This window comes from Algoriphagus vanfongensis DSM 17529 (assembly GCF_000429465.1).
Taxonomy (GTDB): domain Bacteria; phylum Bacteroidota; class Bacteroidia; order Cytophagales; family Cyclobacteriaceae; genus Algoriphagus; species Algoriphagus vanfongensis.
This window is the reverse complement of the sequence record NZ_AUBX01000015.1, coordinates 308,320-328,082: the sequence shown is the minus strand read 5'-3', so window position 1 is coordinate 328,082 and position 19,763 is coordinate 308,320. Positions and strand designations below refer to the sequence as shown.

General features: G+C 43.8%; 18 protein-coding genes and 1 riboswitch. Of the genes, 6 read left to right on the top strand and 12 right to left on the bottom strand.

Annotated elements, in window-relative coordinates; all coding sequences use genetic code 11:
• Window positions 1-51: 51 nt before the first annotated feature.
• A complete protein-coding gene (locus tag G460_RS0114785) occupies window positions 52-1,278 on the top strand; it encodes a Glu/Leu/Phe/Val dehydrogenase dimerization domain-containing protein (RefSeq protein ID WP_026956096.1) in 1,227 nt (408 codons plus the stop codon).
• Window positions 1,279-1,461: 183 nt separating this feature from the next.
• Window positions 1,462-3,000 carry a sodium:proton antiporter gene (locus G460_RS0114780; RefSeq protein ID WP_026956095.1) on the top strand — a complete coding sequence of 513 codons (1,539 nt, stop codon included), beginning with the start codon at window positions 1,462-1,464 and terminating at the stop codon, window positions 2,998-3,000.
• On the opposite strand, the gene G460_RS0114775 is transcribed toward G460_RS0114780, so the two are convergent.
• Window positions 2,977-3,570, bottom strand: a complete 594-nt coding sequence (locus G460_RS0114775; protein WP_026956094.1) for a DNA-3-methyladenine glycosylase I — start codon at window positions 3,568-3,570, stop codon at window positions 2,977-2,979. The two genes, G460_RS0114780 and G460_RS0114775, sit on opposite strands and share 24 nt — an antisense overlap.
• 94 nt (window positions 3,571-3,664) lie before the next feature.
• Here G460_RS0114775 and alr point away from each other — a divergent pair, with 94 nt between their 5' ends.
• Window positions 3,665-4,819 (top strand): alanine racemase, encoded by a 1,155-nt coding sequence (alr, locus tag G460_RS0114770; RefSeq protein ID WP_026956093.1) that lies wholly within the window; start codon window positions 3,665-3,667, stop codon window positions 4,817-4,819.
• Here alr and purU read toward each other — a convergent pair whose 3' ends face one another.
• The 8 genes from purU to rfbC form a co-directional block, all read right to left on the bottom strand.
• Entirely contained in the window at window positions 4,820-5,674 is an 855-nt protein-coding gene (gene purU / locus G460_RS0114765) for a formyltetrahydrofolate deformylase (protein ID WP_026956092.1), read from the bottom strand. It abuts the gene before it with no gap.
• A 1-nt stretch (window position 5,675) separates the two neighbouring features.
• On the bottom strand, window positions 5,676-6,419 hold the full coding sequence (locus tag G460_RS0114760; protein ID WP_026956091.1) for a shikimate dehydrogenase family protein: 744 nt from the start codon (window positions 6,417-6,419) through the stop codon (window positions 5,676-5,678).
• Window positions 6,416-7,351 carry a DUF368 domain-containing protein gene (locus tag G460_RS0114755; protein ID WP_026956090.1) on the bottom strand — a complete coding sequence of 312 codons (936 nt, stop codon included), beginning with the start codon at window positions 7,349-7,351 and terminating at the stop codon, window positions 6,416-6,418. Before G460_RS0114755 ends, G460_RS0114760 begins: the two co-directional genes overlap by 4 nt.
• 60 nt (window positions 7,352-7,411) lie before the next feature.
• On the bottom strand, window positions 7,412-8,182 hold the full coding sequence (locus tag G460_RS0114750) for a phosphosulfolactate synthase (RefSeq protein WP_026956089.1): 771 nt from the start codon (window positions 8,180-8,182) through the stop codon (window positions 7,412-7,414).
• Window positions 8,183-8,199: 17 nt separating this feature from the next.
• Entirely contained in the window at window positions 8,200-9,615 is a 1,416-nt protein-coding gene (locus G460_RS0114745) for a tetratricopeptide repeat protein (RefSeq protein ID WP_026956088.1), read from the bottom strand.
• A 132-nt stretch (window positions 9,616-9,747) separates the two neighbouring features.
• On the bottom strand, window positions 9,748-10,701 hold the full coding sequence (locus G460_RS0114740; RefSeq protein WP_026956087.1) for an NAD-dependent epimerase/dehydratase family protein: 954 nt from the start codon (window positions 10,699-10,701) through the stop codon (window positions 9,748-9,750).
• A complete protein-coding gene (locus G460_RS0114735; protein ID WP_026956086.1) occupies window positions 10,698-11,447 on the bottom strand; it encodes a tyrosine-protein phosphatase in 750 nt (249 codons plus the stop codon). Before G460_RS0114735 ends, G460_RS0114740 begins: the two co-directional genes overlap by 4 nt.
• On the bottom strand, window positions 11,448-12,002 hold the full coding sequence (rfbC, locus tag G460_RS0114730; RefSeq protein ID WP_026956085.1) for a dTDP-4-dehydrorhamnose 3,5-epimerase: 555 nt from the start codon (window positions 12,000-12,002) through the stop codon (window positions 11,448-11,450).
• A 175-nt stretch (window positions 12,003-12,177) separates the two neighbouring features.
• Here rfbC and hflX point away from each other — a divergent pair, with 175 nt between their 5' ends.
• Entirely contained in the window at window positions 12,178-13,440 is a 1,263-nt protein-coding gene (hflX, locus tag G460_RS0114725) for a GTPase HflX (protein ID WP_026956084.1), read from the top strand.
• A 64-nt stretch (window positions 13,441-13,504) separates the two neighbouring features.
• Here the strand turns inward: hflX and G460_RS0114720 are convergent, their stop codons facing one another.
• The gene (locus G460_RS0114720; RefSeq protein ID WP_026956083.1) at window positions 13,505-15,892 is read right to left on the bottom strand and encodes a TonB-dependent receptor; all 2,388 of its coding nucleotides are present in this window, start codon (window positions 15,890-15,892) and stop codon (window positions 13,505-13,507) included.
• A gap of 126 nt (window positions 15,893-16,018) precedes the next feature.
• A riboswitch (TPP riboswitch) is annotated at window positions 16,019-16,115 on the bottom strand.
• Window positions 16,116-16,284: 169 nt separating this feature from the next.
• Here G460_RS0114720 and G460_RS21920 point away from each other — a divergent pair.
• Window positions 16,285-16,569 (top strand): GxxExxY protein, encoded by a 285-nt coding sequence (locus tag G460_RS21920; RefSeq protein ID WP_342667611.1) that lies wholly within the window; start codon window positions 16,285-16,287, stop codon window positions 16,567-16,569.
• Window positions 16,570-16,743: 174 nt separating this feature from the next.
• On the opposite strand, the gene G460_RS0114710 is transcribed toward G460_RS21920, so the two are convergent.
• On the bottom strand, window positions 16,744-18,267 hold the full coding sequence (locus tag G460_RS0114710; protein WP_026956082.1) for a magnesium chelatase: 1,524 nt from the start codon (window positions 18,265-18,267) through the stop codon (window positions 16,744-16,746).
• Window positions 18,268-18,272: 5 nt separating this feature from the next.
• Window positions 18,273-19,373: a vWA domain-containing protein gene (locus G460_RS0114705; RefSeq protein ID WP_026956081.1), complete on the bottom strand. Its 1,101-nt coding sequence runs from the start codon at window positions 19,371-19,373 to the stop codon at window positions 18,273-18,275.
• 166 nt (window positions 19,374-19,539) lie between these two features.
• Between G460_RS0114705 and G460_RS23205 the strand changes: the two genes are divergently transcribed.
• Window positions 19,540-19,677, top strand: a complete 138-nt coding sequence (locus tag G460_RS23205; RefSeq protein WP_157366936.1) for a hypothetical protein — start codon at window positions 19,540-19,542, stop codon at window positions 19,675-19,677.
• The last annotated feature ends 86 nt before the right edge of the window (window positions 19,678-19,763 follow it).

Genomic DNA, 19,763 nt, shown 5'->3' with positions numbered 1-19,763 from the left:
TCTGGGATATTCATAATTTTCTATTTTTGCCTGCATATAAACCCAAATTGAATGCAGGAATTATTAAAGAAATTTGAAAATCAAAAGCCGGAAATCACCTTTGAGTGGTCTGACTCAGAGAGTGAAGCCGAAGGATGGGTCGTCATCAACAGTCTAAGAGGTGGAGCAGCAGGTGGAGGCACGCGCATGCGCAAAGGCCTCGATAAGCGAGAAGTAGAGTCTCTTGCCAAAACCATGGAGGTCAAATTTACAGTTTCGGGACCAGCCATCGGCGGAGCAAAATCCGGAATCAATTTTGATCCAAACGATCCCAGAAAAGAGGAAGTCCTCAAAAGATGGTACAAGGCTGTCACTCCTCTTCTCAAAAACTATTATGGCACCGGTGGTGATCTCAATGTCGACGAGATCCATGAAGTCATCCCTATCACTGAGTCCTTTGGAATCTGGCATCCGCAGGAGGGCATCGTCAATGGACACTTTCATGCCACAGAACCGGAAAAAATCAAAAAACTCGGCCAGCTAAGACAGGGAGTAGCCAAGGTACTTGAGGATCCACATTTCACTCCAAATGGACCCAAAAAGTATACCGTGGCAGATATGATCACAGGTTTTGGCGTGGCTGAGGCCGTGAAGCATTACTATGACATCTGGGGAGGAAAGCTTCAGGGCAAACGGGCTGTCATACAGGGATGGGGCAATGTCGGTGCCGCCGCCGCCTGCTTTTTGGCAGTGGAAGGTGTAAAGATCGTAGGTATCATCGACCGGGAAGGCGGACTGATCAATGAGAAAGGCTTTACCTTGGATGAGGTTCGTGAGCTCTTTGTCAACAGGAAAGGAAACAAATTGGTCGCTGAAAACCTGATTCCTTTCGAAGAAATCAATGATCAAATCTGGGATGTGGAAAGTGAAATATTTATCCCAGCCGCAGCCTCAAGACTCATCACCAGAGAGCAATCCGAGCGGATGATTCAGGCAGGTCTCGAGGTGATCTCTTGCGGTGCCAATGTCCCCTTTGCCGATCCGGAGATTTTCTTTGGACCGATCGGCACCTGGACCGATCAGCAGGTATCCGTGATTCCGGATTTCATCGCCAATTGTGGGATGGCCCGGGTATTTGCCTACCTGATGAGCGCCGAAGCCGAAGTGACAGATCAAGCCATTTTCGGAGATGTAAGTGAGACAATCCATCGAGCATTGAAAAAAACCCACTCTGAAAATTCCACAAAAACAAAACTGGCTGAAAGCTCCTTTAAAATAGCTCTGGGTCAACTCGTGTAAAACCATTCTTTGGCTTTGCCCGGGAGATATTAATTTTTGATTAAATCCTCCGGGCGGCTTTTACTGGTTGTGGCAATTCAAACAAAATCTGTAGTTTAGCAAAAACCAAACAAGCGATCGGCAACGAACAAATATTTGTTTAATTTGACCGAACAAGATTACCCGGCATACCAAATTACTCTCATGAAGAACTTTATTATTGGCATATCCTTATTATTCGGAATATTATTTTTTACTGAGGTCAATGCCAGCTCAAACATGGCTGTGGAGAACACTGTCTCCAGCAGTTTGATAGCCCAGGCAGGGCACGCACAGGACGATACACAGGATAGCCATGCCTCCGCACTTGAGGACTCACATGTAGAAGAAGGCCATGGTGAAGAGGCACATCACACTCCTCCTGCTTGGCTAGTGATCCCATTTGTAGCGCTTCTCTTGATGATCGCCACAGGTCCCTTGTTTTATGAGCATTTTTGGCATCACAATTACCCAAAAATCGCTGTTGGACTGGCTATTTTAGTGGTGCTTTACTATCTCTTTGTTCTAGGAAATGTCCATGCACCTGTACATGCTTTGGCGGAATATGTGCAATTCATCGCCCTCTTGGCTTCACTTTACATCGCCTCAGGGGGGATTTTGATAGAAATCGACAAAAAAGCCACTCCGATGGCCAATGTGAGTTTGCTCCTGATCGGTGCTGTCATCTCCAACCTCATCGGGACCACTGGAGCTTCCATGCTTTTGATCCGTCCATTTATCAGATTGAATAAAGGCAATATCCAGGCTTATCATATCATCTTCTTCATCTTTATGGTCAGCAATGTCGGTGGATCACTTACACCGATCGGAGATCCTCCTTTGTTCTTGGGATTTTTGAAGGGGATTCCATTCTTCTGGACTTTGGAGCATAACTGGCCAGCTTGGTTGTTTGCGCTGGGACTGTTAGCGGTAGTCTTCTATTTCATCGACAAAAAACTCGGCAAAGCCAGTGATGAAAGTGAACTAGAAGATGTGACCTATACCAACAAATTCTCGATGATCGGGATCAAAAACTTTGGTTGGTTATTTATTGTGATTTGTTCAGTTTTCCTCGACCCCAATGTGATCGAATGGGTACCGGCTATCGTCTATGATGGTCAAAAATTCTCTTTCCTTCGTGAGGTCATCATGCTCTCCGTGGCATTCTTCTCTTACAAGTTTGCTGATCAGCGAGCGATCAAAGGCAATGAATTCAACTTCGAACCGATTCGCGAGGTGGCCTTTATCTTTATTGGTATTTTCGGCACGATGATGCCTGCTTTGGAATTGGTAGGAAACTTTGCCAAATCTCCAGAAGGAGCGGCCATGATCTCTCACAACACCTTGTATTGGGGTACGGGTACGCTTTCAGGATTTTTGGACAATGCACCGACATACCTCAACTTCCTCGCCGCAGCGATGGCTTCCAAAGGAGCTTCTATCAATAATATCGAAGAAGTCCGGATGTTTGCGGCAGATGGATTTCCAGAGTCAGCTTTCCAGCTAATGGCTATTGCCGTCGCCTCAGTGTTCTTTGGAGCGATGACCTATATCGGAAATGGACCCAACTTCATGGTGAAGTCCATCGCTGAGCAAAGCGGAATCAAAATGCCATCCTTCTTTGGTTACATCATCCGATTCTCTTTGCCAGTCTTGCTTCCATTGCTGTTTTTGGTGTGGCTAGTATTCTTTGCCTTCGCCTAAAGCTTTCACAATTTGATATTGAGGACAATCGACTTGGTGATCATTCACCAGGCCGGTTGCTTGCATATGGGCATAGATCGTCGTGGATCCCAAAAATTTAAAGCCCCTTTTCTTAAGATCTTTCGCCAGTTGATCCGATTCCGGAGTAGTGGCAGGAGCGGTTTTATAATTTTCCCAAGCATTTTGGATGGGTTTTCCTCCTACAAAGGACCAGATATAGTTGGAAAAGGAACCAAACTCCTTTTGCACTTCCAGAAAGCGTTTGGCATTATTGATCGCAGCATTGATCTTCAGTTTGTTTCGAACGATCCCTGGATCTTGAAGCAATTCTTCGGCTTTGATCTCCGAAAACTCAGCGACTTTTTTGTAATCAAAATCGGCAAAAGCCTTTCGGTAGCCTTCTCTCTTTTTCAGGATCGTGGACCAGCTAAGGCCCGCCTGAGCGGATTCTAATATCAGAAATTCGAAATGCACCTGATCATCATGGACAGGCACTCCCCATTCTTCATCATGGTATCGGATATATTCCTCAAAACCCAAACACCAGCCGCATCTTTTTTCTTCTTTCATGTTCTTTTAAAAAGCATTTAGAATTAAATGTAGGGAAAATTGGGAATTGGAATCTGCTCCGATTAATTTTTGCGTCCAAACCTGTCGCAGAATTATGATTGCCACTTCTTTTCTAGAAATCAGTGCCAAAGCTTACCGCCAAAATATCCGCTATATCCGAAAAGAAATCGGACCGAAACCCACCATTTCGGCCGTAGTCAAAGGAAATGCCTATGGGCATGGAATCGCGCAAATGGTAGAAATAGCGGAAAAGGCGGGCATCAGGCATTTCAGCACATTCAGCTCAGATGAAGCCTGGATGGTCCGGCAGAACTCGACCAAAAATTCAGAAATAATGATCCTGGGCATGCTCTATGAAGAGGAAATGCCACAACTCATCCAAGCAGGAATCAGCTTCTATGTTTTTGATTTTGAACGATTGGAAAAAGCCATAACCATCTCCTCTAGAATCGGAATCCCTGCAAAAATCCACGTGGAAGTCGAGACGGGTTTTCATCGGACCGGCTTTGACTGGGAGCAGCGAGAGAAGCTTGTCCAGACGCTTCAGCAAGCAAAAGACCAAGTCATTTTAGAAGGGCTTTGCACCCATTATGCAGGAGCGGAAAGCGTCAGCAATTTCGTCAGAGTAAAAAATCAGATTTCTGTCTATTACGATTTCAAAAACTATCTTTCTGAACACAATCTTTTCTTTCGAAAGTATCATACCGCCTGCTCTGCGGCAACTTTGATTTTCCCCGAAACCATCATGGATATGGTCAGAATCGGCATTGCAGGCTATGGGTTTTGGCCAACCAAAGAAACCTATTTTGCGAAGCTGAAAGATCTACCCAAAAGCAATAAAAACCCACTCAAGCGACTGATCAGCTGGAAAAGCCAAGTGATGAGCATCAAAAAAGTGAAGATGGGGGAGTTTGTCGGTTATGGCAATAGCTTCATGGCACTTCAAAACATGACCCTGGCCATCGTACCAGTGGGTTATGGCCATGGGTATAGCAGGTTGCTTTCCAATTCCGGTCAGGTATTGATCGGTGGAGCCTATTGTCAGGTAGTCGGCACAGTCACCATGAATGCCATCGCAGTGGACATGACCAAAGTCAAAAATATAAAAGTAGGGGATGAAGTGGTTTTGATCGGAAATCAAAAAAATAAAGAGATTACGGTGGCTTCTTTTTCAGAATCTACCCAGCAGGTCAATTATGAGTTGTTGACGCGTCTGCCTCAGGACATTCCCAGAAGGATCATCCCATAATTAGTAGAAAATCACCGTTTTGTTTTTGACCACCAAGACTTTTCGGTCAAGGTGATATTTGATGGCTTTGGATAGCACAACTTTCTCCACATCCTGACCAATCTGCACAAGCTCGGGAATCGTATTGTGATGCCTGACGCGAGCCACATCCTGCTCGATAATCGGCCCGGCATCCAGCTCCTCAGTGACATAATGCGCCGTAGCCCCGATGATTTTCACTCCTCTTTCGTAAGCCGCATGATATGGCTTTGCCCCAACAAATGCCGGTAAAAAAGAATGATGGATATTGATGATGCGATTGGGAAACTGCTCGATCAGTTTGCTAGAAAGAATCTGCATGTATCGCGCAAGAACGATGAAATCTACTCGGTTTTCTTCCAAAAGCTCCAGTTGCCGCGCCTCGACTTCAGCTTTATTTTCTTTGGTGACAGGCAAATGCACATAAGAAATCCCAAAAGACTCTACCACTGGCTGTAAGTCAGGATGATTGGAAATCACCAACGGAATCTCCATGTCTAGCTGACCTGCATGATGCCTGCCTAAAATATCAAACAAACAATGGGAAAGCTTGCTGACAAAAAGAGCCATTCTTGGTTTGGGAAAATTGAAATGCAACTTAAACTCCATCCCAAAAGGCCTTCCTACTTCTTGCTCAAATCGCTCTGCTATTTCTTCTTTGGGAAGAGAAAGACTCTCCAGCTCCCAAGCCGCACGCATAAAAAACATCCCCATCTCCTCATCTACATGCTGATCTACTTCCAAGATGTTTCCTTCATACTTGAATAAAAATTGCGAAACTGCCGCGACGATCCCTTTTTGATCGAAACATTGGATGATGAGGATGGCTTTTTTCATTTCATTCGCTTTCGTTCCAGATTTTCCAGGCGGCCTCGGCTTGGAGTTCGAGCATTTCCAGACCATTCTTAGCTTTCCCTCCACGATCCAGACAGGCTTGCATCAGGGCTGTCGTAGGAGGATTGTAAACCAAATCATAAACCCAATGCTCTGAAGTTAACTGGTCGATGGGTAGATCTGGAATTCCTTCTACCTTCGGATAGGTGCCCAAAGGAGTACAGTTGATGATCAATTTATATTCTTCCAAAATGGAAGCATCTTCTTGAATTTGACTGTAGGAGATCTGATTGGCTCCGGGTGTACGAGACACATACAAAAAGTCAATGCCCAAATCCTTCAAAGCTTGGACAATGGCTTTGGAAGCACCGCCAGTACCCAAAACCAGGGTCTTTACCTGAGTATTTCCAAGCCAAGCTGTCAAAGATTCTTTGAAACCTATGTAGTCAGTATTGTAGCCTTTCAGCTTGCCGTTTTTTAGTTTGATGCAGTTCACCGCACCGATGGTCTCGCAGGCCGGATCCAGTTCGGACATCATGGGAATGACATCTTGTTTGTAAGGAATCGTCACATTGATCCCTTCCAAATCTGGATTTCTTTCCAAAATGCCTTTCAATTCACCTGCAGAAGGGATCTCGTACAGATCGTATTGACAACCTGAAATTCCCTCTTTTTCAAATTTCTCGGCGAAATATTTTTTGGAAAAAGAATGCCCCAAAGGATACCCGATCAAACCGAATTTTCTCATTGTTTTTTCAAATAATCAGCCAGCAGATCTATGCCCAAAACCAAGACTATTCCACCTACAAATCCCGCAATAGCCAAGTCCAAGTTAGGTTCGGCTCCGACTTGCTGTAGATACTCGGATGGCCAGAGATTCTCTGTAATGAAGGGCTTCTGCTCACCTGAAGAGGAAGTACGGTATTGCGTGACTACTTTCCAAGGCCAAAGTTTATTGATAGATCCAAGCATAAAGCCGGACAGTAGGCCTATGGTCGTCGAATAAAACTTTCTCAAAAGGAAGGAAATCAACCTACTAAAAGACAAAATTCCCACAATACAACCGGATGCAAACACACCCAAAGTCAGGAAATCCTTGTCTGAAACAGCCTGTAAAATCGTCTCATATTTCCCCAGTATCAACAAGATAAAACTTCCGCTGATGCCCGGCAAAATCATGGCACAAATGGCAATCGCCCCCGCAACAAATGTGAACCAAATCGCATCTGGTGAAGTAGTCGGAGGCAAAGAAGTCACCCACCAAGCTATAATGATTCCCAAAATAACTGACAAGACCACACCCAAATGCCAGCGTTTGATCTCTTTCAGAATGATAAATGCACTGACCAGTATCAAGCCACAGAAAAAGGACCAAAGCGGAATCGGATGCTCATCCATCAGATAGGTGAGCACTTTGGACATCGTGAAGACTGAGGTCAGAATCCCTAGCAACAAACTAAGCAAAAATGTCCCGTTGACAGCTTTGTAGAATTGCTTAAACTCTAGCTTCAGCAGCAGGGAAAGATTGGCTCCGTTGAATGAATTGATGCTGTCCAGCAAGCGCTGGTAGATCCCGGTAATCAGAGCGATCGACCCACCGGAGACTCCTGGAACGATATCCGCCGCTCCCATAGCCATCCCCTTGAGGTAGGTAAGCAAATAATTTTTGATCCTATTCATCAGACAAAAATAAAGGCTGACCGAAAATCAATCGATCAGCCTATCGGTATGTAGTGTTTCTTATAGTTTAATCTCTCCCAAGAAGTGATCAAAAGTATCTCCTCTCAGCCCCAATCGGATAGTTTCCAAAGGAATGACTTCAGATGGAGAAATATTTCCCAAGTTTACATTGGCTCCCAAAAGCTTGATAAACCAAACTTGCTGGGATTTGATCGGCGCTTCCCAGATGATTCTTTCCTCAGGCACCTGAGTCAAAATCTCCTCTACCAATCCCTGTCTTACTTCTCCCGAGTCTCTGAAAAGACCCACGTTTCCACCCTCACGGGCTTCACCGATCACCTTCCAGGCACCCGCAGCCAATTCAGTCTGCATCTGCTCGATCCATTTGTATGGAGGAATGATTTTGGCCGCATCTTTAGAACCTACTTCCGACAAAACAGTCACCTGCTCAGAAAGAGTGGAAATAAATTCACATTTTTTATCATGATTGAGAGAAATCGAGCCATCGGATACCTCTGCAAATTCCAATTTGAACTTGTCGAGTACTTTTCTGTAGTCTTCAAACTGACCTCGGACGATAAAAGCTTCAAACAAAGTCCCCCCAAAATAAACAGGGATTCCGGCGTCTTTATAGATGGCAATTTTTTCCTTGAGATTCTTCGTCACATAGGATGTCGCCCAGCCGAGTTTTACAATATCCACGTAATCCGCGCAGCTCTCTACAAAATCCTCTGTCGCTCTGAGACTGAGACCTTTGTCCATCGCCATAGTAAATCCCGAGGTACGTGGCTTCTCAGTCCGTACAGGGATATTCTTTAGCACATAATTCATTCGATTGTTTTTAATGTTTAGGGCAATAACTTATCGTCCCGGTATTGTGCAATGAGTTTGTAGATGGCCTTTTGCTGCTTGAGCTCCGGCATCAAATCATACAAAACCGTATGCCTATCAAAGTCCAAAGTTAAAGCATTTTCCAAATAAGAAAACGCTTCTTTGTATTTGCCCATCTTGATTTGGTATACGACCATGCGATAATAGAGCTCTGCCTCCTCGGGAAGCTCTTCGATTCCTTCGCGGATCACGTCGATGGATTCTTCAAATCTATTTTGATCAAAGTAAATAACAGACAGATTGACGTAGGTCTCCATGATCCCTGGCTCCAGATTGATAGCCTCTTCATAGGCTTCCGAACTCGCCTGAAGATTGCCCAAGTTAAACTCGGCATCAGCTAGTCCTACCCAAAAGTTTGCGTTTTCTTTGCTGAGATGAATCGCTTTTTTGAAATAATGAATCGCCTCAAAAAACTTTTCTTTCTTGAGCATACACATACCCAAGCCAAACCAAGCGTCCTCGTACTCCTCATCCAGTTTTGCTGATTTTTTGAAATACTTGAAGGCATCGTCGATTTTGCCAAGCTTTTCGTAGGCCGCTCCCATGTAGCAGCAGTTTTCCGAATTAGCCCCTTCACAGTTGATCGTGTTTTGATAGGCTTCCAGCGCTAGCTCATATTGCTGTGTATTCATCAGAGCATTGCCCATATTGAAATAGGCAGAGGCAAATGAATCATCAATCAAAATGGCGTAGTCATAAGCCTTGATCGCATCTTCAAACTTGCCGAGTCGATTGTAGACTACTCCAAGGTTGTACCAAGCACCTGCGCTATAAGGATCCTGATCGATAAACTCCTGGTAGAACTGCAGAATTTCATCAAAAGAACCCTCTTCCTCAGTGATCATCGCCAACTGAAATAAGGCATCCTCATGATTGATTCTGATCTTGACAGCTTCCTTGAAATAATAGCTTGCCTTTCCGTTTTCACCTTTGGCCCTGAATAGATTGCCCAGCGAATAATATACCTCTGCCTGGTCTTCGGCAAGGGGAAGGTATTTTTCCAATAGATCTATCCCATCCTGATGGCTTCCTGCCAAAATATGGGCGTTGGCTAAAGCCAAGACGATTTCTTCGTTGTTGGGTGAAATATTGTTGAGATTTTCCAAAATACCCAAACCCTCTTCCAGCTCATCATTGAAGATGAGACATTGGGCTTTGAGCAATTTGATCTCTACCGAAAAGGGGAATTTCTCCAGAGCAAACTCGGACGTCCTCAATGCTTTCAGGAACTTCTGCTGGTCAAAATAGAAGCGGATGATATCTTCCAGTTCCTCTTCATCGAAATATAAATCCAGATTGGATTTGAGGGAGTTTTCAAAACGCTCGACGAGCTTTTTGTCTTCTTCCCAGTCGTGATCGTGATCTCCGGTCATTCGAATAGGTTAAGGTTTATTTAAGATACCAAATAATGTGGTCTCTCAAAACGACCAAATGTTAATTTTTATCAGAAAAAAGCCAAACTTTTTTCTTAAGAAAAGACAAAACGGCAAGGAGGGAAAATAAGTTTATTTGGCCCAGGAAAAAGTGTCCTCCAAGCTTCGGTACTCATACTCCAAGAGACGAGTCGCCTTTTGATTATCAAAGGAGATTTTTTGAGTCGAGATCATGGCTGTTTTTTTATTGAGCGGATTTTTGCTGATGCCCAGGGTCCGACCGAGTCCTGCAAGGATAACGGCCAATTTCAACAATATCCCACTAGCTTTCTTGCTAGGCGCTTTTTTGGAAAAGATCTCTGCCATTTTCTGAAAAAACTCCTGGTATGGCATACTGGCTGCATTGAGAATAAATCGCTGTCCCCAAGCATTTTTTTCATACAGCCCTCGAATCATCCTCGCTGCATCTCTCACATCGAGGTAGTTGATATGTCCTGTAGGATAATACCCGTGCTCTTCCAGCACATAATCATAGATCGTCGTGCTGCTTCTTTCATCTGCGATTTTACCAAGCAAAATCGACGGATTGACTACGAGCAAGTTTAGCCCTTCTTGCTCACCTCTCCACGCCTCCAATTCAGCGCCATATTTGGATATGGCATAATCTGTATTGAGAGAAGATTCCACCCATTTGAATTTTTCATCAATCTGCGAAATCCCCGAGCTCCGACCTATCGCAGCTACCGAAGATACGTGGATTAGTCTGCTGACCTGAGCATTCAGCATGGCATTGACAAGATTGGCTGTGCCTTGTACATTGACTTCCATCAAAGCATCTGAATCTCTGGAATCAAAAGAAACCAAGCCCGCAGCGTGGATCACCAAATCCATCCCTTGGATAAAATGCTCCAAAGACTCTTGGTCGCTCAGATCTCCCTCATGCCAGATAATCGGAAAGTCCTCCTCATCCAGCAGTCGGGTAGAGGAGCTTGTTCGTTTTAGACCGTGGATTTCTCCCAAGTCTGCAAACTCCCGAGCCACATAGCTGCCCAAAAGGCCGGTAATGCCTGTGATGAAAATCTTCATGAAAGAGAAGGGTTTTTCCAGTCTTTGCCTCGTATTTTCTGATAGGTTCTGGATTTGGGAAGAGACTCCAACATATCCAAGTACCTACTGTTGTGACAGTCAGTACCAAAAAACTGGACATTGCCTCGCTCCAGTAGATCCTCGGCAAAATCTTTGACCTGCTTGGAATAAAATCCAGTCAGTGATAGTAAGTTGACTTGCAAAATGATTTTTCTCTCCAAAATCTCTTCCAGAGTCTTCTTATCGGATAAGAGGTATTGGTAGCGCTCCGGATGGGCAAATACTGGTTTGTACCCCGCCATTTCCAAATGAAAAAAGGTCTCCAAAAGCATTTGAGGTCTATTGATAAAACCTGTCTCTACCAGGATATACTGATCTCCAAAGGTCAGCAACTCTTCTCCGTTTTTCACTTTATCCAGAAAAATCTCATCCATGTAGTACTCTGCGGCAGCCTCGATTTCTACCCCTATTCCTTCATTTTTGACTGCTTTTCGCAGATCCTCTAGACCCATGTTGATGATCTCCGGAGTATTGCGATAGTACTCTGACATGATATGGGGCGTCGTGATGATCTTTTGCAAGCCATAGGAGCTCAATCTGCGCACCAGTTCCAAAGATTCCTCCATCGATTTGGAGCCATCATCTATGCCCGGAATCAAATGTGAATGCATATCTACTTGCATCCAACTCAGATCTAAGTCTTCTATAATCTCTGGTTTTTTCTTGAATAGGTCTAAAAATCCCATTTACAATCCTCCTTCACTTATTTTTTTAAACTCATTCAATGTAGGCCAATCTTGGTCTTTCTCAGACAAAAGCGGATAATCCACCTCCCAATCTATACCAAGTGCCGGATCATTCCACAGGATTCCGCCTTCACTTTCCCGATGGTAATAGTTGGAGCACTTGTAAGCAAAAACAGCATCTTCCAACACCGAAAACCCATGGGCAAATCCAACCGGTACATACAGAAGATTATGCTTGTGAGCATCCAAGATCACAGAATATGTCTCTCCGAATGTCGGTGAGCCTTTCCTCAAATCCACCACTACATCCTTGACTTTGCCTTGGATCACGCGGACGAGCTTCGCTTGGGCAAATGAGCCCCGTTGAAAGTGGAGTCCTCTTACCGTTCCCTTTTGAGAAAAAGACTGGTTGTCCTGAATCCATCCGTGGGTAATACCTCTGGAAACCAGCCAATCTTCTCTGTAGGATTCGAAGAAATAACCTCGGGAATCTTCAAATATTTTGGGGTGAATTTCTAATACGCCGGAAATTCCTGCTTCCGAAATCAGGGCCATACAAAGGTATTTTTTGTCAACGGGACAAAATAACTACTAGGCCTAGGACAATCCTAATCTAAATTGAGGAAATATGCCGAACTTTGTTTCCCTTTCCCTCATTTTCATGGGGTTTTGATCCCAAATGAAACTAATCTGAGATTGGAAGGCTTTTATCTACTGAAAAGTAATACATATGAGTAAATTCTCCAGAAAGCTTCAAAAACTATACGATACAGCTCCCAAACAGGAAACTGCCGTCTTGGTCAGTGTTGTCCGGCAGCAGGACTCCGATCAAGTCATCGAGGAGCATTTGGATGAACTGGCTTTTTTGACCGAAACGCTGGGTGTGAAAGCAGTCTATCGCTTTACCCAAAAGATGGAAAAACCTGATATCCGAACCTTTGTCGGGAAAGGTAAACTTGAAGAAATCCAATCCTATGTGGAGCATTTCGAGGTGGATATGGTGATTTTTGATGATGACCTTTCTCCATCGCAGATGCGAAACCTTGAAAATGAACTAAAAGTAAAAATCTACGATCGATCACTGTTGATCTTGGATATTTTCCTCAATAGAGCTCAAACGGCACAAGCCAAAACACAAGTGGAGTTGGCAAGATTTCAATACCTCTTGCCACGACTGACCAGAATGTGGACTCACTTGGAAAGACAGAGAGGTGGTACTTCTACCCGGGGTGGTGCCGGTGAAAAGGAAATCGAAACGGATAAACGAGATATTCGAAACAAGATTTCCCTGCTCAGACAAAAGCTGAAAGAAATCGAAAAGCAAGGCGAAACTCAGCGGAAAGGCCGAAAAGGCATCGTCAGAGTGGCACTGGTCGGCTATACCAACGTGGGCAAAAGCACCCTGATGAACCTAATCACCAAGACCGATATCTTGGCAGAAAACAAACTTTTTGCAACAGTAGATTCTACTGTTCGAAAAGTGGTTTTGGAAAATATTCCATTCTTGCTATCTGATACGGTGGGTTTTATACGCAAGCTACCTACCCACTTGATTGAGTCTTTCAAGTCCACGCTTGACGAGATCCGGGAAGCTGATTTGCTGGTTCATGTAGTGGATATCTCTCATCCGAGCTTTGAAGATCATATCTCTGTGGTGACTCAGACTCTTCGGGAAATCAATGCCGGAGATAAGCCGGTCCTTTTGGTTTTCAACAAGATCGACTTGGCAGAAACCATGCCTTCTGAAGAGAAAATCCAAGAAATGTCTGAAATAGAGCTAGAGGAAGCAGATTTCAAAGACTTTGATTCTTTGTCTGAGGCTTATGAAAAAAAGACAGGAATCCAGCCGGTATTCATGGCTGCTGGTTCTGGAGTCAATGTAGAAGAATTTCGGGAAAAGCTCGTTCAGGAAGTCAAAAAACAACATTTGAAGATTTATCCACATTACTTGCAGGATGAAACCTTCGTTTTTGAGGAGAAGGAGGAAGATTAAATTTTAAACAATTAAAAAAGCCCTGAAAATTTTCAGGGCTTTGATTTTTATAAGCATTTAGCTTTTAAAACCTCATACTCAATCCCAGTAAGAAATTCGTTCCTGCCTGAGGGTAGTAATAATTTTCAGTCACTAAATCTTTTCCGCTTTCTCCAGGAAGATAGTAACTGAATGTATAGCCATTTGGCTCATACAGCTCATTGAACACATTATTGATCAACAAGTTGACTTCCAAATTTTTGAAGTATCTCGGCTGTGCCGTGTAGCTGATGCGGATATCGTTCGTAAAGAATGCATCGAGGGTCCTCCCTTCATTGGAAGTGTTGTCAAGGTATTGCTTGCCCACATATTTACTCATCCAGTTGAGGGACAGATTTTTCACAGGCTTAAACTCGATCATCGCAGATCCTACCACATTGGGAGAAAAGGCAATGTCTGTATCCTCATAAGTGAAGGACTCCTGCTGGAACTCATCCGTACTGTAATCATCGACGTACTCCGTAAATTCAGCGATTCGATTTTGGGAAAAAGCAATATTTCCTCCAAAAGTCCAGGATGGTGAAAGCTGATATGCTCCGTCCAACTCGATGCCGGCACGATAGGAAGATTCCACATTTTCCCGAATATAAGCACCCACATCGTTGATTTGCCCTGTGGAAATCAGCTGATCCTTGTAATCCATGTAATAGAAGTTGGCATTGTAGCTAAAGTTGCCCGACTGGGATCGTACACCGGCTTCGATATTGTTCAATCTTTCTGGGCGAGGCACTTCTGAGATCGGATTGTCTGTAAAATCGGAACGTGTAGGCTCACGATTGGCCACGGCATAGCTCGCATAGTAGGTTTGATTCCCCTTTTCGTAGGAAAGTCCCAACTTAGGATTGAAGAAATTGTAATTTTCTTGTCCATCTACGATTCGCTGGTCGTCATTGACTCCGAAGAAACTATAATTGATCCCGCGAAACTGGACATCTCCAAAAAGATTTAGCCCCGGCTTGAGCTCGTAAGTCGCTTTTGCGTAGATGTTTCGGTCATCTTTCACAGCATCATTGTCATAGTAGCGATCTCGGATATCTGTATCTCCAGCGACACGCGCCCAGATGATTTCCCCGAAATGCCCACCATCATAGCGATTGGCTCCTCCACCAAGGACAATGTCCCACAATCCACTATCTGACACATAATTCACAGACCCGACGAACCCATAAAAATCATTGTCTAGCCATCTTCTGCGGATAATATCTGTGCTGTTGATAGTCATATCCCCGATGATGACCGGAGGCAAACCATAACTTCCAAAATCATCGTCTTCCCGGTATTGCTCGTAATAGCCACGCCCATAGGTGTAGTGTAGCGCAAAATTCGCCTTCCAATTATCACCAAACTGTCCGCTATAGATGGCTTGATAATGATCCTGCTGATAATTATCAGTCTCATTGTCATAGGTGTAATAGTTGAAAGTACGATCGTCCTCTAGCTTACTTTCCGGCAAACCGTACCAAGACTGATACGTCTGCTCCTTGCCTGAAAACACATTTACTTTCACCACATGGTTTTCTCCAAAATATCCTCCTGAGATAAAATAGGACTGCAAATCAGAAAAAGCGCGATCTACATAGCCATCCGAAGTGATTTTGGAAAGTCGGGCATCAAAGGCAAAACGGTTATTCAAAAGGCCAGTTCCTGCTTTGACGGTATGTTTCCAGGTATTGAAGGAACCAAAACTATTGTCCAACTGAGCATAAGCATCTTCTTTGTGTGTATCCGTCTGGAAATTCAAGCTAGCCCCGAAAGTAGCCGCTCCATTGGTAGATGTACCTACTCCTCGCTGTATTTGAATATTGTCCACAGAGCTGGCGAAATCCGGCATATTCACGAAGAAAATCCCATGCGACTCCGCATCGTTGAGAGGGATGCCATTGATGGTTGCATTGATTCTACTTTGGTCTGTTCCTCGGATTCGCATTCCTGTGTAGCCCACTCCGGCACCTGCATCCGAATTGGTGACTACAGATGGCGTGAAATTGAGCAAAATGGGAATATCCTGCCCCAAATTTCGCTTGGCAATCGCCTCCTTGTCCACCGTGGTAAAAGTAGTCGGGGTGTTGCTCGAAGCCCGTGTGGCTGAAACAATAAATTCCTCACTGAGAAATTCCCGACTTGTCAACAGAATCTCCAGACTCCCCGACAGAGGTAGTGTCACCGCCTGTCTGTAGGTCTCAAATCCCAAAAAAGAAACTCGCAACTCTACATTCCCCTCTGGAAGTTTTGAGATTGCAAAATCTCCATTTTGATCAGTTACGGCACCTTTGCCGATTTTCTCAATCCAAACAGATGCTCCGACTAAGGGCTCTCTGCTTTCCTCATCCAACACCTTCCCACTAAGGCTGACTTGAGCCCAAGCTGATGCACTCAGCAGCAAAGCCGCCAAGGACAAAATAAAATTTTTCATGTGTAAAATCCCTTTCGGGTTTTGAGTGAAACATGGGAAGACTCAAGGGAAGTCATCCGTGATTGTTTACCCGCTTGCAAAGCAAATCACATAGCGATCCAGCGGTACCATAGACCAGCTATCTTTTACTTTGTTTGTTCATTTCCCTTCGCCGGCATTACCCGGATCAGGTAGTATGGGTATGATCTCAGCCCGTGATATTAGGGCACCCCTTATGATCTAATGACAAAGGTAAAGGTGAAAAGTTTGATTGCAAATGCAGGGGAGGGATTTTAATTCTTAATCTTCACCGCAGAGGCGCAAAGGGCGCAGAAATGAATTTAATAAATCTTCAATATTTACTAAATTCTTAATCAATTGATTTTTAGAAAGTTTCAATCAATCCAATTTTTATGACTGAAAATGAAATTTCCTCTAAAATAATAGGAGCTGCGATCGAAGTTCATAAACAACTAGGTCCAGGATTACTGGAAAGTAGTTACGAAAGATGTTTAGCATTTGAATTATCACAGAAGGGCTTGAATATTCAAACTCAAGTCCCTGTTCCGGTATTTTACAAAGGGATTAATCTTCAGGTGGGTTATAGATTAGATCTCTTGGTAGAGGAAAAAGTAATAATAGAAGTCAAAACTGTTTCAGAATTTGCACCTATTCACAAAGCCCAATTACTCACCTAAGTAAAGCTTACAGATAAAAAACTAGGTTTACTCGTCAATTTCAATTCTATCAAATTGATAGATGGAGTAACAAGAGTTGTCAATAATTTATAGGAAAATTCACTTAAACACTCAAAAGGCGCAAAGTCCATCTTAGTAAACTTTGCGCCCTTAGCGTCTCTGCGGTTTTACAGATTATAAATCGTCCTCCTCAAAATCATCCTCATCCCCTGGTCCCATATCAAACATGGAACTGAAAAGGTCTTTGAATTGCAAGCCTGTATCCAGCATTCGTTTGCTGAGCTGAGAATATTCAGCCAAGCCATGAAGTGCAAACTCCATAAAGAATTCTTTTTCCTTCTCCGGGATTTTGCTGACCAACTGAGTCACGACTTCTTCTAATCCTGGTACAGCATGCAAAAGTGATTTGTACTCCTTATCGGATTGAGAAGCTTCCAAATCCAACACATTGCCTTCCCCAAACCAAGCCAAAGGAATCACGTAAGGATTTCCTTCCTTCGCTTTCTTCTTCTCTTCAGGCGATGGAAAATAGTTTACAAATTGAGATCTGATAGCTTTTCCAATTAAATTGTAAGCAACTAATCCTGCGCCTTCTTGCTCCCCTTCATAGACTAGTTCGACCTTGCCGGTAATAGCAGGAATTACACCAATCAAGTCTGCAATTCGGACCACGGTGCTCTCTTCTCCATTGAGATAAAGTCTCCTCTCTGCAGCTGAAACAAGATTTTCATAGGCAGAAATTGTCAAACGAGCCGAAACTCCACTTTTTTCATCCACATACTCCGAATGTCTCGCCTCGATAGCAATTTGTTCGATAAGATCCTTCATCAACTCGGGGATAAAAATCTTATCCACAGGTTTCCCTTTTACATTGGCCTCCTGAGCGGTGATTCTTTTCCCTATTTCAATCGATTTTGGATAGTGGGTGATGATCTGACTTTCTATTCGGTCCTTCAAAGGGGTCACAATACTTCCCCGGTTGGTATAATCCTCAGGATTGGCTGTGAATACAAACTGGATATCCAAAGGAAGCCTCAATTTGAAACCACGAATCTGGATATCTCCTTCTTGTAGAATATTGAAAAGTGCTACCTGAATCCTCGCCTGCAAATCCGGCAATTCATTGATCACGAAAATGGAGCGATTGGAACGAGGAACGAGACCATAGTGGATCACGCGCTCATCATTGTAACTCAATTTCAAAGTTGCTGCCTTGATCGGATCCACATCGCCGATCAGATCTGCTACAGACACATCCGGTGTCGCCAATTTTTCGGTGTATCGATCATCCCGATGCCACCAGATGATGGGAGTTTCATCTCCTTTTTCCTCGATCTTTTCCTTTGCAAATGTGCTCAAAGGAGCCAAAGGATCATCATTCAATTCTGACCCAAATACGACCGGAACGTACTCATCGAGCAACTGTGTCATCATCCGCGCGATCCGGGTTTTGGCCTGTCCACGAAGTCCGAGTAAGTTGATATTGTGACGGGACAAAATCGCCCGCTCAATGTCTGGGATCACCGTATCCTCGTATCCCCAGATTCCTTCAAAGACATTTTCTTTACGCTTAATCTTCAGAATCAGATTGTCACGCAGTTCTTCTTTGATGGATTTGGGTTGGTAGCCGGAAGCCTTGAGCTGTCCAAGTGTTTTGATTTGGGTGAGTTCTTTTCCTGTTAGGTTTTGGTAGTTCATGTGGTTCAAAAGCGTTTCGTTCTATTTCTTCTAAAATCTTCAAAAATCAGATCGCCCAGCCCTTTCAGGCTGCTGTAGTAGGCGTTTCCATTGTTTACTTTGGTAAATTCTTTGACAAATTCTTTCAAATACGGGTCTGAAGCAATCATAAAAGTCGTCACCGGAATCTTTAACTTTCGGCATTGAGCAGCCAGTTTCAGCGTACGATTCAGGATTTTGCTATCGATGCCAAAGGCATTTTTATAATACTTGATCCCAACTTTCAGACAGGTAGGTTTTCCATCGGTGATCATAAAGATCTGCTTGTTCGGATTTTTTCTCCTGCGGAGTAAATCCATCGCCAGTTCCAACCCCGCAACCGTATTCGTATGATAAGGTCCCACCTGCAAGTAGGGCAAATCCTTGATTTCGATCTGCCAGGCATCATTTCCAAATACGATAATATCCAAAGTATCCTTCGGATAGCGGGTTTTGATCAGCTCTGCCAGAGCCATCGCCACTTTCTTGGCAGGAGTGATTCGATCTTCTCCATACAAAATCATGGAGTGGGAGATATCGATCATCAAAACGGTAGAAGTCTGAGATTTGTACTCATTCTCCACGATTTCCAAATCATCTTCGGTCAGCAGGTAATCCCCACCAAAGCCGTGATTGACTTGGGCATTTCGAAGAGAATCTGTCAGGGCAATCTGATCCAGATTATCGCCAAACTGATACGATCTTCGGTCAGTGCCTCTTTCTTCTCCCTGACCCGAATGAGTTGTTTTATGTTGGCCTGATTTCCCTCGTTTGAGCTTTCCAAAAATCTCCTCCAAAGCTGATTTTCGAATGGACTGCTCCGCTTTACCGGTGATTTTAAACTCGCCTTTTTGGTTTTCTTCCGTGAGGTAGCCTTTAGACTTGAGGTCTTCTATGAAATCCCCGATGCCATAGTTGGGATTGGTAAGCTGATAGCGGTTGTCCAGATTGCTGAGCCAGCTCAAAGCTTCGGCAGCATCTCCTCCAGTCATGGTGACCAGCTGGAGAAAAATATTGAGCAAGTTCTCAAAGGTATTTTTCTCTGGATCTTGCGGAGGAATATATTGTGTAAAGCGGAAACCCTTCATTTTTTGATTTTAGATGCTAGAATCAAGATTCAAGAGATTAGTAGAGAGTCCAATCTCTTTTGAAAATAAGATTGAAACCGGTGATATCCAATCATGACTGCTAAGAGAACAGATAACAAACGGGGGGCTTGGTGAGTTTAATAAAGCAGAGAAATTCTCAAAAAAGATGAAGAATTGGCTGCTGGTCGGATGTCTTGGTAGCAGTTATTCGGTCTTGGTAGCGGATGTGAAGATTCCGGAAACTCTTGAGGGGCAATGTATCATGGTCTTCCCCCAATTATTCATCTCTGTCCCTTATGTATAAAGGCAAGTGCAAATTAAATATCCTGTCTTTAAGATTTTTACAGGGAGTAGCACTGAGATCAATGTGGTCTAATACCAGCTTTTCAA

Coding starts and splice junctions, on each gene's coding strand:
- G460_RS0114720 (WP_026956083.1), bottom strand. CDS start 15,892: ATGAAAAATTTTATTTTGTCCTTGGCGGCTTTGCTGCTGAGTGCATCA.
- G460_RS0114775 (WP_026956094.1), bottom strand. CDS start 3,570: ATGAAAGAAGAAAAAAGATGCGGCTGGTGTTTGGGTTTTGAGGAATAT.
- G460_RS0114755 (WP_026956090.1), bottom strand. CDS start 7,351: ATGAATAGGATCAAAAATTATTTGCTTACCTACCTCAAGGGGATGGCT.
- G460_RS0114785 (WP_026956096.1), top strand. CDS start 52: ATGCAGGAATTATTAAAGAAATTTGAAAATCAAAAGCCGGAAATCACC.
- purU (WP_026956092.1), bottom strand. CDS start 5,674: ATGAAAAAAGCCATCCTCATCATCCAATGTTTCGATCAAAAAGGGATC.
- G460_RS23205 (WP_157366936.1), top strand. CDS start 19,540: ATGAAGAATTGGCTGCTGGTCGGATGTCTTGGTAGCAGTTATTCGGTC.
- G460_RS0114740 (WP_026956087.1), bottom strand. CDS start 10,701: ATGAAGATTTTCATCACAGGCATTACCGGCCTTTTGGGCAGCTATGTG.
- G460_RS0114780 (WP_026956095.1), top strand. CDS start 1,462: ATGAAGAACTTTATTATTGGCATATCCTTATTATTCGGAATATTATTT.
- G460_RS0114710 (WP_026956082.1), bottom strand. CDS start 18,267: ATGAACTACCAAAACCTAACAGGAAAAGAACTCACCCAAATCAAAACA.
- rfbC (WP_026956085.1), bottom strand. CDS start 12,002: ATGGCCCTGATTTCGGAAGCAGGAATTTCCGGCGTATTAGAAATTCAC.
- alr (WP_026956093.1), top strand. CDS start 3,665: ATGATTGCCACTTCTTTTCTAGAAATCAGTGCCAAAGCTTACCGCCAA.
- G460_RS0114745 (WP_026956088.1), bottom strand. CDS start 9,615: ATGACCGGAGATCACGATCACGACTGGGAAGAAGACAAAAAGCTCGTC.
- G460_RS0114705 (WP_026956081.1), bottom strand. CDS start 19,373: ATGAAGGGTTTCCGCTTTACACAATATATTCCTCCGCAAGATCCAGAG.
- hflX (WP_026956084.1), top strand. CDS start 12,178: ATGAGTAAATTCTCCAGAAAGCTTCAAAAACTATACGATACAGCTCCC.
- G460_RS0114760 (WP_026956091.1), bottom strand. CDS start 6,419: ATGAGAAAATTCGGTTTGATCGGGTATCCTTTGGGGCATTCTTTTTCC.
- G460_RS21920 (WP_342667611.1), top strand. CDS start 16,285: ATGACTGAAAATGAAATTTCCTCTAAAATAATAGGAGCTGCGATCGAA.
- G460_RS0114750 (WP_026956089.1), bottom strand. CDS start 8,182: ATGAATTATGTGCTAAAGAATATCCCTGTACGGACTGAGAAGCCACGT.
- G460_RS0114735 (WP_026956086.1), bottom strand. CDS start 11,447: ATGGGATTTTTAGACCTATTCAAGAAAAAACCAGAGATTATAGAAGAC.